At 46.6% G+C, this 13,490-nt stretch carries 24 protein-coding genes, 1 tRNA gene and 1 pseudogene; 14 read left to right on the top strand and 12 right to left on the bottom strand.

The genetic code is table 11. The annotated features are described in order from the left end of the window. Positions 1-18 precede the first annotated feature (18 nt). On the bottom strand, positions 19-300 hold the full coding sequence (locus tag JCM16159_RS13860; RefSeq protein ID WP_243665660.1) for a hypothetical protein: 282 nt from the start codon (positions 298-300) through the stop codon (positions 19-21). A 79-nt stretch (positions 301-379) separates the two neighbouring features. Here JCM16159_RS13860 and JCM16159_RS02585 point away from each other — a divergent pair, with 79 nt between their 5' ends. The 4 genes and pseudogenes from JCM16159_RS02585 (at position 380) to JCM16159_RS13845 (ending at position 2,672) form a co-directional block, all read left to right on the top strand. Continuing rightward, a complete protein-coding gene (locus tag JCM16159_RS02585) occupies positions 380-1,219 on the top strand; it encodes a UbiD family decarboxylase domain-containing protein (protein WP_367834218.1) in 840 nt (279 codons plus the stop codon). Further along, positions 1,201-1,805 (top strand): annotated as a pseudogene (locus JCM16159_RS18330) (hypothetical protein). Before JCM16159_RS02585 ends, JCM16159_RS18330 begins: the two are co-directional and overlap by 19 nt. Before the next feature lie 37 nt (positions 1,806-1,842). After that, positions 1,843-2,277 (top strand): NAD(P)-binding domain-containing protein, encoded by a 435-nt coding sequence (locus JCM16159_RS13850; protein WP_243665658.1) that lies wholly within the window; start codon positions 1,843-1,845, stop codon positions 2,275-2,277. Between the two features lie 80 nt (positions 2,278-2,357). Then, positions 2,358-2,672 (top strand): NAD-binding protein, encoded by a 315-nt coding sequence (locus tag JCM16159_RS13845; RefSeq protein WP_243665657.1) that lies wholly within the window; start codon positions 2,358-2,360, stop codon positions 2,670-2,672. Between the two features lie 46 nt (positions 2,673-2,718). Here JCM16159_RS13845 and JCM16159_RS13840 read toward each other — a convergent pair whose 3' ends face one another. The 9 genes from JCM16159_RS13840 to JCM16159_RS13825 form a co-directional block, all read right to left on the bottom strand. Then, positions 2,719-2,931: a hypothetical protein gene (locus JCM16159_RS13840; protein WP_243665656.1), complete on the bottom strand. Its 213-nt coding sequence runs from the start codon at positions 2,929-2,931 to the stop codon at positions 2,719-2,721. Next, entirely contained in the window at positions 2,919-3,362 is a 444-nt protein-coding gene (locus JCM16159_RS02575) for a hypothetical protein (protein ID WP_054856858.1), read from the bottom strand. The genes JCM16159_RS13840 and JCM16159_RS02575 overlap by 13 nt, the downstream gene beginning before the upstream one ends. A gap of 17 nt (positions 3,363-3,379) precedes the next feature. Then, positions 3,380-4,282, bottom strand: coding sequence for a hypothetical protein (locus JCM16159_RS02570; protein ID WP_054856857.1), 903 nt, complete (start codon positions 4,280-4,282; stop codon positions 3,380-3,382). A gap of 76 nt (positions 4,283-4,358) precedes the next feature. Next, positions 4,359-4,466 (bottom strand) — tRNA-Ser (locus JCM16159_RS02565). Positions 4,467-4,548: 82 nt separating this feature from the next. Next, positions 4,549-4,716 carry a hypothetical protein gene (locus JCM16159_RS13835; RefSeq protein WP_243665655.1) on the bottom strand — a complete coding sequence of 56 codons (168 nt, stop codon included), beginning with the start codon at positions 4,714-4,716 and terminating at the stop codon, positions 4,549-4,551. 8 nt (positions 4,717-4,724) lie between these two features. After that, positions 4,725-5,030, bottom strand: a complete 306-nt coding sequence (locus JCM16159_RS02560) for a ribbon-helix-helix protein, CopG family (RefSeq protein ID WP_054856856.1) — start codon at positions 5,028-5,030, stop codon at positions 4,725-4,727. A gap of 93 nt (positions 5,031-5,123) precedes the next feature. Continuing rightward, positions 5,124-6,014, bottom strand: a complete 891-nt coding sequence (locus JCM16159_RS02555) for a polyprenyl synthetase family protein (protein ID WP_054856855.1) — start codon at positions 6,012-6,014, stop codon at positions 5,124-5,126. Between the two features lie 49 nt (positions 6,015-6,063). Further along, positions 6,064-6,516 carry an NAD(P)/FAD-dependent oxidoreductase gene (locus JCM16159_RS13830; RefSeq protein WP_243665654.1) on the bottom strand — a complete coding sequence of 151 codons (453 nt, stop codon included), beginning with the start codon at positions 6,514-6,516 and terminating at the stop codon, positions 6,064-6,066. Positions 6,517-6,625: 109 nt separating this feature from the next. Continuing rightward, positions 6,626-7,264 carry an FAD-dependent monooxygenase gene (locus JCM16159_RS13825; RefSeq protein ID WP_243665653.1) on the bottom strand — a complete coding sequence of 213 codons (639 nt, stop codon included), beginning with the start codon at positions 7,262-7,264 and terminating at the stop codon, positions 6,626-6,628. 77 nt (positions 7,265-7,341) lie between these two features. Here JCM16159_RS13825 and JCM16159_RS02545 point away from each other — a divergent pair, with 77 nt between their 5' ends. The 7 genes from JCM16159_RS02545 to JCM16159_RS13810 all read left to right on the top strand — a co-directional run bounded on the left by JCM16159_RS02545 (position 7,342) and on the right by JCM16159_RS13810 (position 10,004). After that, positions 7,342-7,545, top strand: a complete 204-nt coding sequence (locus tag JCM16159_RS02545; protein WP_054853258.1) for a 50S ribosomal protein L38e — start codon at positions 7,342-7,344, stop codon at positions 7,543-7,545. Between the two features lie 118 nt (positions 7,546-7,663). Next, positions 7,664-7,921, top strand: a complete 258-nt coding sequence (locus JCM16159_RS02540; protein WP_054856854.1) for a hypothetical protein — start codon at positions 7,664-7,666, stop codon at positions 7,919-7,921. A gap of 45 nt (positions 7,922-7,966) precedes the next feature. Further along, entirely contained in the window at positions 7,967-8,269 is a 303-nt protein-coding gene (locus JCM16159_RS02535; protein WP_054856905.1) for a hypothetical protein, read from the top strand. A 166-nt stretch (positions 8,270-8,435) separates the two neighbouring features. Next, positions 8,436-8,714, top strand: coding sequence for an SRPBCC family protein (locus JCM16159_RS13820; RefSeq protein ID WP_243665652.1), 279 nt, complete (start codon positions 8,436-8,438; stop codon positions 8,712-8,714). Then, complete coding sequence (locus JCM16159_RS13815) at positions 8,711-8,878, top strand: hypothetical protein (protein WP_243665651.1); 168 nt, start codon at positions 8,711-8,713, stop codon at positions 8,876-8,878. The genes JCM16159_RS13820 and JCM16159_RS13815 overlap by 4 nt, the downstream gene beginning before the upstream one ends. 27 nt (positions 8,879-8,905) lie before the next feature. Then, entirely contained in the window at positions 8,906-9,628 is a 723-nt protein-coding gene (locus JCM16159_RS02525; RefSeq protein WP_243665650.1) for an MFS transporter, read from the top strand. A gap of 34 nt (positions 9,629-9,662) precedes the next feature. Beyond that, positions 9,663-10,004: a hypothetical protein gene (locus JCM16159_RS13810; protein WP_243665649.1), complete on the top strand. Its 342-nt coding sequence runs from the start codon at positions 9,663-9,665 to the stop codon at positions 10,002-10,004. Here JCM16159_RS13810 and JCM16159_RS02520 read toward each other — a convergent pair. Both JCM16159_RS02520 and JCM16159_RS18325 read right to left on the bottom strand, forming a co-directional pair. Further along, the gene (locus JCM16159_RS02520; protein WP_054856853.1) at positions 9,907-10,671 is read right to left on the bottom strand and encodes a DUF169 domain-containing protein; all 765 of its coding nucleotides are present in this window, start codon (positions 10,669-10,671) and stop codon (positions 9,907-9,909) included. The two genes, JCM16159_RS13810 and JCM16159_RS02520, sit on opposite strands and share 98 nt — an antisense overlap. 323 nt (positions 10,672-10,994) lie before the next feature. Then, positions 10,995-11,120 carry a hypothetical protein gene (locus JCM16159_RS18325; RefSeq protein ID WP_367834217.1) on the bottom strand — a complete coding sequence of 42 codons (126 nt, stop codon included), beginning with the start codon at positions 11,118-11,120 and terminating at the stop codon, positions 10,995-10,997. 167 nt (positions 11,121-11,287) lie between these two features. Between JCM16159_RS18325 and JCM16159_RS02515 the strand changes: the two genes are divergently transcribed. The 3 genes from JCM16159_RS02515 to JCM16159_RS02505 are packed head-to-tail and all read left to right on the top strand — an operon-like array spanning position 11,288 to position 13,462. Next, the gene (locus JCM16159_RS02515) at positions 11,288-11,773 is read left to right on the top strand and encodes a hypothetical protein (RefSeq protein WP_243665648.1); all 486 of its coding nucleotides are present in this window, start codon (positions 11,288-11,290) and stop codon (positions 11,771-11,773) included. Then, complete coding sequence (locus tag JCM16159_RS02510; protein ID WP_054856851.1) at positions 11,770-12,378, top strand: DNA double-strand break repair nuclease NurA; 609 nt, start codon at positions 11,770-11,772, stop codon at positions 12,376-12,378. Before JCM16159_RS02515 ends, JCM16159_RS02510 begins: the two co-directional genes overlap by 4 nt. After that, a complete protein-coding gene (locus JCM16159_RS02505; RefSeq protein WP_243665647.1) occupies positions 12,356-13,462 on the top strand; it encodes a DUF87 domain-containing protein in 1,107 nt (368 codons plus the stop codon). Before JCM16159_RS02510 ends, JCM16159_RS02505 begins: the two co-directional genes overlap by 23 nt. Positions 13,463-13,490: the final 28 nt, after the last annotated feature.

Here is a 13,490-nt window from a genome sequence, read left to right as displayed (position 1 = left end):
ATGCGTAACCCACGGTAATCACATCCCTAGGCTTAACTTAAGGTCTATTATTGGGTGCGGCCTATGGGAAAAGCCGCTGGCCCTATATAGTATGTCTACGCCGCTCAGGTAATCGTAGTAGTCATGCACCAGGTTAACCCCTGCCTGAGCCAGTAATAGGGCTGCCAGTGTTATTACGTAGATTACTAGATTGAACTTATTATTTAAGTACCAGGCTAATGCGGTGCCTAGAGTCACGGATGAGAAGGCGCTCGTTAATGTTGTTGGACTGAATGAAATCAACCAGTTTTTAATGCTCATTATGTCATGATAACCACGAGTGCGTTTTAAGGATTTCCATGGAGGAAACCGTTATTTGCCTAATACGCATTGTTCTTTAGTGGCCATTAAGGATCTCAGAACCTTCATTAGGGCCTTGGAGGAGAGGAGGGACCTTATCAGGATAAGTGAACCACTTAGTGTTGACCTTGAGGTTGCCGCATTACTGAGGGAGTTAATGTATAGGGGTGGGCCTGCCGTAATAATTGAAAGGACCAGGGAAAACACACTGCCAATTGTCGGCAACCTCTTCGGTAAGTGGGATAGGGTTATGCTTGCCATGGAGGGTAGCGACCCGGAGACCATGGCTTCCAAATTAACGGACCTAGTAAATCTGAGGATTCCCCAGGGACTGTTCGACGCATTGAAATCCCTAAATGAGTTGAGGAGGTTTTCCCAGTACTTCCCAAGGAGTGTTGGTAATGGACCGGTTAGGGAATTGAGGTGGGACTCCATTGATTTGACGAGGATACCAGCCATTAGGCAGTGGGTTCACGAGCCTGGCAGATTCCTCACCTTTGGGATAACATTCGTTAAGTACGGTGATTACAGGAACTTTGGCTACTATAGGTTGCAGGTGATTGGTAGGGATAGGGTTGTGATGCATTGGCAGCCCTGGCGCAGGAGTGCCATGTATGGAGAACTCAGCGAGAGGGCTGAGGTGGCTGTCGTTTTTGGCCCTGACCCAGTGACAATGCTTATGGCGGGCGTTTCAATACCACACCCACTTGATAAGCTCCTAATCACCGGGGTGCTTAGGGGTGAGGGTGTTGAGTTGGTGAGGGGCTCGACTGTGGATGTCGAGTATCCGGCGAATGCTGAGTTGGTCATTGAGGGTGAGTTGACTAGTGAATACGTTAGGAGGGGCCGTTTGGTGATCACGTGGGTGTTTACTCAATAGCCAAGGAATACCCAGTGGTTAGGGTTAAGGCCATTTACTCAAGGAGGGACCCACTGATACCAGTGACGGTGACCGGAAAGCCCGTGCTCGAGGATGGGAACATAATTAGGTTTGGAACGAAGGTTGTGAAGCCCCTCCTAAAGCTAATACTTCCCGAGTTAGTGGATATTGAAATACCGCCTGAGGGCCTAGGCTACGTAATCATCACGTCAATTAGGAAGAGGTACCCTGGCATGCCAGGAGGATCATGACGGCGTTGTGGGGCTTGGTACCCGTCCTGGGTAAGATGGTGATCGTGGTGGATCACGACGTGGACGTGAGGAATTGGGGCCAGGTAATGTATGCAATCGCTGCCCATGTTAATCCGTCGAGGGACATTCTCGTGATTGATAATTACCCAGTGGAGGAGCTTGATCCATCAACGCCAATCCCAAACCTGGGCAGTAAGGTCGGCATTGATGCGACCAGGAAGCTTCCTGAGGAGTACGGCGGTAGGGAGTACCCGATGGATGTTACGACATCCAACGACGTCATTGACAGGGTTAGGAGGGTCGTGGATTCCATTATGGGCAGGTCAAGGAATTGACGATATGCATATTAGGGCCTAAGTCACTAACTGGGCAATGAGGGTATGCATAATTGGTTTGGGTAGGATGGGTAGGGGCATGGCCGTAAACCTTGTTAATAAGGGTCACGTGGTCTACGGGTATGACGTTAATAAATCCATATACGCGGCATTAAATAATGTTGGTGTAAAGACGGTAGATAGTGTAAGGCAGTGCGGTGATACTGATTATGTAGTGCTTGCATTACCCACGGGCAGGGAGTCAGCCCAGGTATTGAGTGAGTTGAGCACTAACGCCGTAGTGATAGACACAACCACGATGAGCATTACGGAGCTTACGCAGGTACTCTCCATAGTCCGCAATAAGGGGTTTAAGTACGTAACTGCCAGGCTCGAGGGTGGGCCGAAGCAGGCCGAGAGTGGATCCCTCGTGTTGTTCGTAGGCGGTGACGAGCAGTTATATAGCAATCCGAGGAATTCCTGCGCCAGTTAGGCACGCCAATCTACATAGGCACCCACGAGCAGGCAACACTACTCAAGTTAATCAGTACGTCAATAATCATAGCCAACACCATGATACTGGCCGAACTATCGCCATTAATGAAGGAGCTCGGTCTAGACACAAATACCCTGGTTAAGGCACTCAGCATGAGCGGGGCCGACTCAGCGCAGCTAAGGACTAGGTTACCCTGGATACTGAGCGGTAACTACCCAGAGTCCTTCTCAATAGACCTGGCTAAGTACGTGATTGATGAAACAATTAAGCACTCAATGAGTGGGGGTAAGTCATTACCGGTAATGTCTATAATCGGGAAATTACTCGAGATCGCAAGAAACGAAGGCAAGGGAAAGAGGGACTTCTCAGAGGTCGCCGAGATACTGAAATAGCGCAATTAAGATAACACACTGTAATTAACCATTGATAATGCAAGTATTACCCGCACCAAGTCTCTATGTAAAACCCATCACTGGTAAGATTTCCAGGGCCTAAACCATTACCATAGTAAATGTAAATAGGTAATCGCCCAGGCCTACCAAAGAAACTGGTCATATTAACCCAAACAAGCCAATCAAGATAATAGGAGACATACACATGCCTTGTAAATAAATCAAGAAAACCACAACGACCAGCGCCTAACTTAGCCAAGACACCAGCGGGTATTGTGTAGGCTGTGGGTTGTGGGTTATAGGCAGGGCCATGTATGCCGCGCCCCAGCTATCTGTGGCCAGCGTGTTTTGTTGGGTGTTTGCTGTTTGCATTGGTTTCATTATCCAGGTGTTGTTAATCGCAGCACCTAACTGCGTGACTGTGGTTGCAATACCTGCCGGGTTTAGTGTTATTGTATCTCCGGGGCATGCAATAGTCAAGGATGAGGGACCACTTGATGAATAACCTACGGTTAATCCAATGCTATAACTGGTGGTACACGTCTGCGACCCAGGGTCCTGACCTCCACTGTCCGTCCAGTACCCCGGGTTATAACCATTGCCGGTACCCGCTATGTACACCACATCACCAGGTAGTTGCGATAAGCCAATCTCGCCAGACTCATACTCATAGACCATGTAGGAGGCCACAGAGTCCTGGAAGGACTTTAGGTAATTAATCGAGGTCCCGGAGCCGGGTACATACGATATGAAGTTGTATAGCCTGGCCCAGCTAACGCTGCGCCATTAAGGTCCATATCGATTTTTGTGGACCAGGTGAGGCAGAAGTCGGCATATGCCGTGCCGAACGAGTCCGTGTAAATCTGCTTCCCATACACTATTGCGTAAGCCGTGGTACTAATCTGCGTAGGCGTATTAGACGGAATACTATACTCAAACGCTAGTACATAACATGGATCAGCAGGATCCGCCGGTGGTTCTTTCATTATTATTGGCGTCCATACGTTGTTTGCTATTTGTAGGGCTGCGGTTAATATGTGCGGCCCAATCACTAGTGCGTGGTTGTTACCGAATGCTATTACGTAGTTTAGGTCTCCTAGGTACTTGGGTATTGGTATTGCGGTTATGTTGGTGTTAAAGGCCCTGGACCAGGCTAGGGCTAGGGCGTACTCAATGATTGGCACTGTGCTTGAGTTGCCGTGGATGATCATGAAGTCACCACGCCTAATCAACCCCTCAATCAAGTTGAAGGCCGTTGAATTAGCATTAACAAAGACAACACCATTCCTATTGACCACGAGATTTGGGCCCACAACAGACCAATCAATAACCACGAGACTATTGCCTGGTAAGCTCGGCAACTCACTAATGGTTACCGGCCTAATCAGTGATTGATTCACACCAACACTGATCAATTTCTGAATAAGCGATTGAGGACCAACGACGTATACGGGAACATCAACAATTACTAATGCTGATTCACTAATGGGAGAACCAACACTATTCCTTAATTTAAATGGTCTATGAAGGATTAAATTAAGGCTTAGTACCATAACTACGGCAATAATGACCACAGGTATAACCACAAGCAAAAGCCTACCCAAACCCATTACCCACCCTTAACGCACGGAGATTTTTATTCACTTCTCTCATAAGAACGGATAATGAAATTGATAATTATTTACCTGGTGCCGGGGCCGGGATTTGAACCCGGGCCCCCTTGCGGGGACGGACTTTAGGGTTCCCTGCGGAATCTCCAGGCCCGCGCCTTGGACCTGGCTCGGCCACCCCGGCGGTCAATAGGCCATTAACTGCGATTTAAAGTTTTCTTATTACTCTTCCTCGAGTAGTGTTGTTAGTGTTACCTGGATTGTCTTTAACTTCTCATATTCCTCCTCCATCCCGTACTTGAGGCCTTCACCATGTACTTAACGGCCTTATTCCTTAGTCTCCTTATGTACTCGTTGCCCCTTGGGTTTATTACACCCTTCTTTACCTTGCTTATTACGTCCATGGACTCCTTAATTAATTCGTCAATCTCCATCTTTAGGCCTATCTGGCCATGTCCGTGTGTTCCTCAATCGCCTTTTTGTTTATGTTTACGTTTAGGAATATGGGCTGTGTAATTACTTTGGGCTCTGGCTTGATTAATTTGTACTTACCCATTATGTAACCAGCCACGAGATACCTAAGCAATTCTGAAACGCCATCAAGTCCCTCTTTCTCGGCTAATTTCGTTAGTAATTCCTTAACTGATTTGTGGACCCTGACCGAGACCACCGCGCCATCCTTTTCTGGCGCCCTGAATAGGTCCTCGTACCTCACCGGTACATCATCGATTATGAAGACCTCGCTCATCAATTGATTGTAATCTGCGATTTAAATTTAGGGATGACTTATTTTGCGACATATTATATGGCTTATTACAGCCCTTTCTTAACTAATCAATTCTTAAATCCTCAGCAGGTTTATGTAATTGATAAGGATCTCATCATTAACAACCTCCCTAATTGCCTTAATGGCGTTATCCAACATCTCATTTAGTAAATCCCTGGCTTTATCAACAGCGCCCTTAATATCTTCATTGTCTCTACTTATTATCCTCACAATATTTATCTCATTAAGGTCAACACCTGGGTTCTTACTATCCATATTTAGGTAATCAATTACGTCATCCCTAACCTGAAAGGCTGTGCCAACGAACCTACCAATGTCCCTAATCCTACTTATTACCTCACTATCCTTAACATTAACCGAGTAAGCACCAACAACCATCGAGGACTCAATGAGCGAGGCCGTCTTATAATAAATAAGCCTTAGGTAATCATCAATCGTGACATCAACCTTACCACTTAACTCCGACTCAAAGCTTTGACCAATTGCCAACTTAATGGATGAGTTTAGTAGTTCGAAAACGATGTCATTATCGCCGCTCCTTATTGCATACTCCACGGCCTTAGCAATTATCAGATCGCTGGCGAGCATCGCGGTGTGCGGGCCGTAGATGCTGTACGGAGTCTCCACACCCCTCCTAATCCTCTGCCTATCCATTATGTCGTCCTGAAGCAATGAAGCTGTGTGTATCAACTCAACGGACGCGGCTGGTAGTACCGCCTTTTCTAAGCCACTGCCATTGCCTAGGGCGTAAGCCATTAGTAGGACTAGGGTTGGCCTAATGAGCTTCCCCCTATTCCTTATGTAGTGATATGTGGCGTTTAGTAGGTTATTGGGCATCCATAGGCCAGTGAAGGACTCCTCGAGTACCTGAATGACCTTATTAATGGCTGACCTAACCTCGGTTGGCAGTAATTCCATGTACTTGCTCGGGTTCAATACGGCCATTTACTTCATAATCCCCTAAACTTATGCCTTAATAAATACTACATGCACGTTAAGCTAGGCTTGAGATTAACTTAATGAGTAAGTTACCAATTAGGAACTTGAGAAATGTGCTGGTCCTCATTGAGGATAGTGTGGCCTCATAGATGGAACCAGCCATGTACCCCCTCGAGACCCTTAGTGCCAGTTCCATGGCATCCCTACTCATCAGTAGTGGATCACCAATCCTCCTAAACATGACCATCCTATCCATCAACGGCCTAAACAGCCTGTTCATAAGCAATGCGTAATCATAGCCGCGAATCATCGACTCACCAAGTAAGTGAGCGGTTATCATGGCAGGGTTTATACCGGCGCCATTCGTTGGTATTACAGCGCCAACGGCATCACCGATTAGGTAGGCATTGCCAATGCCATACCTATTCAATAAACCACCAACTGGCAGGGTCTTCATGAGCACGGACCTTTGGATGCTCTCAAGACCATACCTACCAACAAAGAGCATATGGTAATTAATTGGGCTACCGCCCTTCCACGCTATGTTGTTCCTAACCCCAACACCAATGTTGTGCGTACCGTCACCCCTCGGGAATACCCAGGCAAAGCTCCCGGTGCTACCCCCGGTCCATCACGATCACCGCCTCATCATCCAAGTACTTCCCCCTAGCCCTCGTGCTCGTCGCTATTATTAAGTCCTCAGCCCTGAAACCCTTAGTTATGCCTAAGCTTAGGTCAACAATTGATGGGTAGGCATCAGCGCCAATTAATGCCCTGGCATTAATCACGTACTCACCGCCATCCTTATCATGAACGAGGCACTCATACCCATCACCCTTAACTGCGCACTTAATTGCCGTAGCGCCAAAATGAACCTTGGCGCCCCCGTTAATTACATCCTCAATAATATTTCTAATCATCGCCGCCTTATCAATTACGTAGGTCCTAAAGGGCATTCTAGCGATGTCACGGTTGTTAATCACAAGCCTTAACCACCTGATCTCATTAACAATAAATTCCCTGCGCAGGGTTTCCCGGAGTGTCGTGAGTAGGACATTGTATAAATCCCTATTAATCCAGGGCTTGAGGAGGTCCTCACTGGGTAATAACTCGCCGCATATTATTGGTGCGTATATCACTGACTTCTTGTCAATGAGCATCACATCGCCGTTGAACCCATTCCTTACTAGGTAACGGGCTAGGTAGGAGCCGGCCGGTCCACCGCCGATTATTAATACGTCGGTCTTAATAACCACGTTAAATCAAGCGAATAGGGATTAATTATTTTTCTTCTATAGAAATCCTTAAAAAAATCCCCTGCACCTGCAATGACGTGCCTAGGGAAGTATTCCTTGTGGAGTTATGGCGGAGGTACGCAGACGCTGCGGAGGAGATAAGGGTTAAGAGGTATCCTGATTATGTGAAGTTGAAGGCTAGGCTCAAGCACTACCTATATACGATTAGGGTACCGCCCGACGTGGCTGATCAATTAATTAGGGAGTATAAGTCGAAGAATAAGACCATTAATGAGTATTAATTCGGGCTCACCACTCATCAACGCTCAGTGCTCCAGACCTTAATCATTGGATCATACGATTACTCAATGCCATTACTAACTAATAAATCTTATTAAGGGGTTTGGGTTCGCTGTCTCGATGTCGACTGAGGAATTAACCAAGAGGGCTAAGGAATTAGTGATTAAGTTGAGGACTGCGGAGGAATTAATAAGGAGTGGAAAGCTCGATGAGGGCGTTAAACTATTCAAGGAGACCACGAAGGAGGCTAAGGAGACGAAGCTCTTTGATAATTACATAGCCATTATTAGGAAGGTCAGGAGACTAATTAATGAGGAGAGGGCTAGGCAGGCTAGGAAGACTGCTCAGCAGGAAGCCAAGGCTGAGGGTAAGGCATAATTTTTAAATTAACCCGCAATAATGCACTACGGCTTGGTGGTAATAATGTCAATAACCTGCTCAAGGTGGGAGAAACTGATTGAGAAGGCGGAGAGGGAGGGCAATAAGGAGAAGGCTCTGGAGTTTAGGGAGAGACTGGTGGAGTGCGTGATTTATACGGCCCAGGAGTTAATTGCGAGGGGTAGGTCTAGGGACTTAGACGAGGCTGAGGAGCTTCTTAAGTATGGTGAGGACGTTGGTAATAAGCTTGGCATTAATGAGCTTTTATTCCACGTGAACCTACTCAGGAAGAGGATTGAGGAGAAGCGTGAGAGGAGGAGACCGAAGGAGGCCGAGGCAAAGCAGTAATTTATAATCATTTCATTTGGTTTCTCATTATTTATAGGGAATGCCATCTCCATGCTGCTGTTCATAGTGGGTGGTATTTGGTTTATTTAGAATTGAAACTAAGTAGTTCCCTTAAAATAAATTAACCGAAGACCCTTTTATTGAGTGCGATAACCCTGTTAATTGCATGTCAATACTAAATATAGAATTCACAGTGAGAAGGAAAGTAAACCCAGGCGATCTGGAGAAGGTATGGCAGGTATTGAGCGATGTTAGGAACATGCCAAGGTATTGGAGGGGCCATAGGGAGGTGGAGGTACTGAGGAGGGATGGCAATACGTACTTCGTTAACATTAAGTTCGCATTCCAGGGACCGAATAATAGGGGTGTTGCCAAGATTGAGGTGAATGATGATGGGAGGTTCGTAGTTATAAACTATGTTAGGGGTCCGATAAGGGTTATGTGAAGAACTACATAGATGGGAATACCGTGGTTAGTCAATGGAAGGTTAGGATAACGCCACTCTTCCTGGTCTTCAAGCCCTGGATAAGGAGGCACTTCATGAATGGTGCCAGTAATGCATTGGCGCGGATAGTCAACAATGAGGCCAATGAACTGAAGCTATCTTAATAAATTGGTTTATTCACGAGTGATTAAGTGGATAGGAGCTTCGTTATTGCTTGGAGCGTGTCTTTCCTGCAGTTGGCTGTGAGGCTTGGTTGGGGAGTTGTTAGTGTGGCTGTGGCCGAGTTCCTGGGGCTTAACTCCGTGCAGATTGGGCTCGTCCTAACCCTGTTTTACATTGGTTATGTGGCTTCCTCAATACCCTGGGGAGTACTTATTGATAGGGTTGGACCAAGTAAGACAATACTTATATCGGGAACGCTCTCTAGCGTTGTGATACTAATGCTGCTTATGGTGAGTAGTTACGTTCAAATCCTCATACTCTACCTAGCGGCCGGCATATTAACTGCGGGTCTGTTTCCGTCAGCAATGAAGATAGTCAGTTATTCAGAGCGGGAGAGAGTTCACGGAAGAGTAGCGCTGCTGGAGAGCGCGGCCCCCATTGTCCTCATTGCATTGAGCGCCGCATCGCCATTAATAATAACCCACTGGAGGGTATTTTACCTGGCAATATTCATGGCATTACTTACGTCATCACTACTCGCCGTTACAATCAACATGGGCGGCAGTAAGGATGCTAGGCCTAGGAGTGTTTTGATGAACCTTAGGGTCGCCAAGGCCGTGGTACTAAGGGCTGGGGAGTTATGGGGCACGTGGGGTACATCAAGCTGGCTCCTGCCGTTCCTGGTACTCTATGATGCATTAGGGGAGTATTACCTGAGTTGCTCTTCTTCACTTACTCCCTGGGCCAGTTAATCTCCATATTCCTGGCATCGGTATTGCTAGGTCAATGGGTGAGAGGAGGGTCATTGAGGCGTCATTGATCGCCTTCATAATCTGCGACATACTAACTACAATACTTATCAAGAACACCCTACTGCTCTTCCCAATATTCCTAGCCTTCGGTGTGAGCTCATTCCTATACAGGCCACCGACGGATGTATTGATAATAAAGATTGTCGGTAATGAAAACGCTGGTACATCAATAGGCTATGCAAATGCTGTGTCCCAAGTGGGCTCCATGATAGCCCCACTCATGGTGGGCTTGGCAATAGGCATAAGTCCAATACTCGGTATTTTAAGCCTGGCACTCGGTCCCTTAGTATCATTAATAATTCTCTACACGATTTAATACTCAATACCGACAGCAATCCTAGGGCTGCTGACCCCTCCTCCTTCTCCACTCCTCGTAATCCCTGTAGGTCAATGTATATCCCCTGGGCGCTATTGGTTCGTAGAACCAGAACCTCGGTGGTGGGTACGTATATACTCTTAACGCCCTCTAATCCGCTTAGCACCTTATCAATGTGCTCCAGTGGTATTACAATGCTTATTTCATCCTCCCCAGTCCTACCCCACGCAATCTCACCCGAACCTGGTATCTTTATCTGGGGTTTCTTCGTTTTATAGGCCTTGGTGACCATGGAACACGATATCAAACCAAGTACATCAATCTCTGGGAATATTCCATGCCATATGAGGGCCTTGGCTATTGAATTTACCTGCGTGGGCGTGCCGTATACGTCGACAACATCCGGCACGAAATTAATACCCTCCAGCGGCGCCACCAAGACCGCCTTGACACTACCCTCCGGCAAGGCATTCTCAAAATACCTCGAGTTAATGCGTTTCTTAGCCTCATCACTTATTGTATGCCTACTAATCGGTGCCTGAAGGAAATCGGGGTACTCCGGCACCAACCCAAATAGGTACGCACCGGCAATGCAGAACATGTCCTCCAGGGTAAACGCCATAGCCCTCCCATGCCTAGCCGTATTTATGACCTGGCAAACAGTCATGTGCACCCCGAAATCCCTAGGTCTCCTAAAGCCGGTTAAGTCACAGTCATCATGCAGAACTTAATGCCCACCGGGTATGTACGCAACCCCAACTCTGCCCTTAACTCCCTGCCAACCCTCCTCAACTCCTCAATGGACTGCATATTACTGACCGACACATTATTGTTAATAAGTATATGTGGTAATTATTTTCAATATATTATTTAGGTTGTCGGAACATCCATGATAAGCATTTATTCTAAGTATAGCAATTCAATTTCATCCCTAATTATGGCAGTATCAATACCCAGCCAGTGCCAGGTTCATAGTTAATAACGGCATCCCTAACCTCGTAGTATTCCCTGGGCCTGCCTGATTATTATTGTCGACAGTTTCAACGGGTTATTCGGCTTCTCCAGGAGTAGGTAGTATCCGTGGGCCTCGTCTGCACGTACCAACTTAAGTCTCATTAGGCGCATTGTGGTTAAATCGATTAATAAGCACACCTTCTTTATAATAAGGGATTACTCAATGCTTATTATGGAATAGTTAATCATAATGATCGATATTAGTAATGTACTTGCTAAATTCCTGGACATAGCTGCTAACTCCAGGGGCGTACTACCTCCTCATAAGTATGGAACATCCCCAGCCCGACAATGAACTCACGGTGACCCCATTAAGAAATGCGAAGCTCGCCCAGGTGAGACTTAGCAGTTTGAGGATTGATATTGGTCGTGACTTCCTGGTTATTGACGGATCGAGTAGGGGCTTTGGTACACATAATTTCAAGCTTTTCATAACCGGCGCTGCGGCATACGGCGCCGGGAACCCTGTAATTACGTACCCAGAAACCACATTTGGTAAACCAATTCATGTTAACTGGGGATTTGCGGGATTGAAGGCACCAATGAATGTGCTTAGGGCTGTTGAGGAGAACAAAGTACTTAGTGATTATATTAGGGTTAGGAGCCTTGAGGGTGATTACTTCATCGAGTATGATGGGGTTGTGGTTGATGAGGTTAGGATGGGCCTCGAGACCATGTTCATAGACTCATTAGTGAGTAATAAGCTCCTTGGCAATAATCTCCTCATTATTGATGGACCATATACCTGGCAATGAAGGAGAGGAAGAAGCTGGCCGATATGAGAATTAACATAATAAGTAGACTTAGTAATGCTGGAATACCGACAGTTGGCGTTGTTAAAAGGGTGGAGGGCTCCGGAAAGCTGTGTAGAAACTCCGTGGTGGAGTTTGTAAATGATTACGTAAAGGGTTTCGGCATTGACATTAATAATTGTAATGATGCTGCGTTCATGTACAGATTGGGGCAGGCCATGGAGATAGGCATTGGTGAAGCATTAGTCCTAGGTCCATTAAGGATCAGTGCCGTTAGTGGTAGGTTAAGTGATTACTTTAGTGAGGATAGGGTGTTCTGGTACGTATACACCGGTCTTGGGCCAGGTGTCTTTAGGATTGAGACTATAGAGTCCATATATAGGGATCACCCTGAACTGATTGGTAAGCTTGTCCTTTGGTTGATTAGTAATATTGATAGTGCGGGTATGCCTTACGTAATAGATGTTGCTGACTACTACGCGAGGGCTGTAACGAGAACTTTATACCTAAGGTTCTACCAGCTTAGCCTAGTTAGAGGCCTTAAACCAACATATGACACACTGCAGGAGTTAAGTAAGGCCTTGGGTGAGGAGAGTGCTAAGCCCTGACGAGGTAGGTAATACAGCGGCTAGGTTCGGTGAGGTGATTGGTCATGTAACCATATCAGAAACTATAAGGGTTGGTTCGGAGGATTACGAGATACTCATTGAGATACCCCATGAGAATTACGTTAAATCACCAATCAGGGTTGGGGACTTCATAGGTATTGTCACATTAACGGGGTACGTAGTGCTTGGCAGGATCACGGAGATTAGGAGAAGCCACGCGGCGGGTGTCAGTGGTAGGACGCCCATATTCAACGTGCCAATGGATTACACGGGCCTTGAAACCCCAGCCGTAGTTCTCATAGAACCACTGACGGAATGCCCAATTAAGGATTACGAAGCAAATAATTGCGACCCATCGCCTGTGCACTCACCCATAGACCCATTAAGCGTCGCGTTTAGGCCAAGTGGCGATACCATAGCCAGGTTACTGGCATTGCCAAGTGATGGAATCATAGTCGGTCAGTTATACTCAGGTGGGAGGGCTATGGATGTTGATGTTAAGGTACCGGTACATACCCTGTACGAGCACGTACTAATAGTTGGAACAACAGGGAGCGGAAAAACAACGTTGCTCAAGAACCTAGCCCTGGCGTTGATTAACCAGGTAAGGGAATCCACGGTGATAGCCTTGGACCTACAGGGTGATTATCTACACCTTGTGTTGCCACCTGATAGGGATGTAAAACCGCGGTTATTTAACCCACTCAGTGAGGTAACAATCGTAGTGCCAATAACCAGGGCATACCTAGAGGAGTACAATGGTAGAATAAGGAGCTTCGCTGATGAGTATGTGAGGGTAAGAACTGGTGATGATGAAGCCACGTTAATGGACGTTAACAACCCAAACCTATTCGGCGAGGCAGTGGCATACGCATTACTTAGAGAATTCGTTGAGAGGAGTTATGGCGATGCCAGGGTCAGTGACGTGAAGCCTTGTTTCGAGGTTGATGGCAATAATGTGCGCGTAAGGAGTATCAATGCGGCAATCAGTGTCGATAATACCTCATTCAGGCTAAATCTAGTGCCTGGGCCCTGTCCTTCATTAACGTCTATAGGGAATTGCCGAGGTTATTCCAATATTTAGTTATAGGGTTAGCATGATATTTGGCAAG

Origin of the sequence: Vulcanisaeta sp. JCM 16159 (assembly GCF_001316265.1) — an archaeon.
Taxonomy (GTDB): Archaea; Thermoproteota; Thermoprotei; order Thermoproteales; family Thermocladiaceae; genus Vulcanisaeta.
The sequence above is the reverse complement of the archived record's forward strand: the minus strand, read 5'-3'. Positions and strand labels throughout refer to the sequence as shown.

Coding starts and splice junctions, on each gene's coding strand:
- JCM16159_RS13845 (WP_243665657.1), top strand. CDS start 2,358: ATGATACTGGCCGAACTATCGCCATTAATGAAGGAGCTCGGTCTAGAC.
- JCM16159_RS02540 (WP_054856854.1), top strand. CDS start 7,664: ATGTCGACTGAGGAATTAACCAAGAGGGCTAAGGAATTAGTGATTAAG.
- JCM16159_RS02515 (WP_243665648.1), top strand. CDS start 11,288: ATGGAACATCCCCAGCCCGACAATGAACTCACGGTGACCCCATTAAGA.
- JCM16159_RS13835 (WP_243665655.1), bottom strand. CDS start 4,716: ATGGAGATTGACGAATTAATTAAGGAGTCCATGGACGTAATAAGCAAG.
- JCM16159_RS13820 (WP_243665652.1), top strand. CDS start 8,436: ATGTCAATACTAAATATAGAATTCACAGTGAGAAGGAAAGTAAACCCA.
- JCM16159_RS02560 (WP_054856856.1), bottom strand. CDS start 5,030: ATGAGCGAGGTCTTCATAATCGATGATGTACCGGTGAGGTACGAGGAC.
- JCM16159_RS18325 (WP_367834217.1), bottom strand. CDS start 11,120: ATGAGACTTAAGTTGGTACGTGCAGACGAGGCCCACGGATACTACCTA.
- JCM16159_RS13810 (WP_243665649.1), top strand. CDS start 9,663: ATGGGTGAGAGGAGGGTCATTGAGGCGTCATTGATCGCCTTCATAATC.
- JCM16159_RS13860 (WP_243665660.1), bottom strand. CDS start 300: ATGAGCATTAAAAACTGGTTGATTTCATTCAGTCCAACAACATTAACG.
- JCM16159_RS02555 (WP_054856855.1), bottom strand. CDS start 6,014: ATGGCCGTATTGAACCCGAGCAAGTACATGGAATTACTGCCAACCGAG.
- JCM16159_RS02570 (WP_054856857.1), bottom strand. CDS start 4,282: ATGGGTTTGGGTAGGCTTTTGCTTGTGGTTATACCTGTGGTCATTATT.
- JCM16159_RS02535 (WP_054856905.1), top strand. CDS start 7,967: ATGTCAATAACCTGCTCAAGGTGGGAGAAACTGATTGAGAAGGCGGAG.
- JCM16159_RS02510 (WP_054856851.1), top strand. CDS start 11,770: ATGAAGGAGAGGAAGAAGCTGGCCGATATGAGAATTAACATAATAAGT.
- JCM16159_RS02520 (WP_054856853.1), bottom strand. CDS start 10,671: ATGACTGTTTGCCAGGTCATAAATACGGCTAGGCATGGGAGGGCTATG.
- JCM16159_RS13850 (WP_243665658.1), top strand. CDS start 1,843: ATGAGGGTATGCATAATTGGTTTGGGTAGGATGGGTAGGGGCATGGCC.
- JCM16159_RS13830 (WP_243665654.1), bottom strand. CDS start 6,516: ATGCTCTTTGTTGGTAGGTATGGTCTTGAGAGCATCCAAAGGTCCGTG.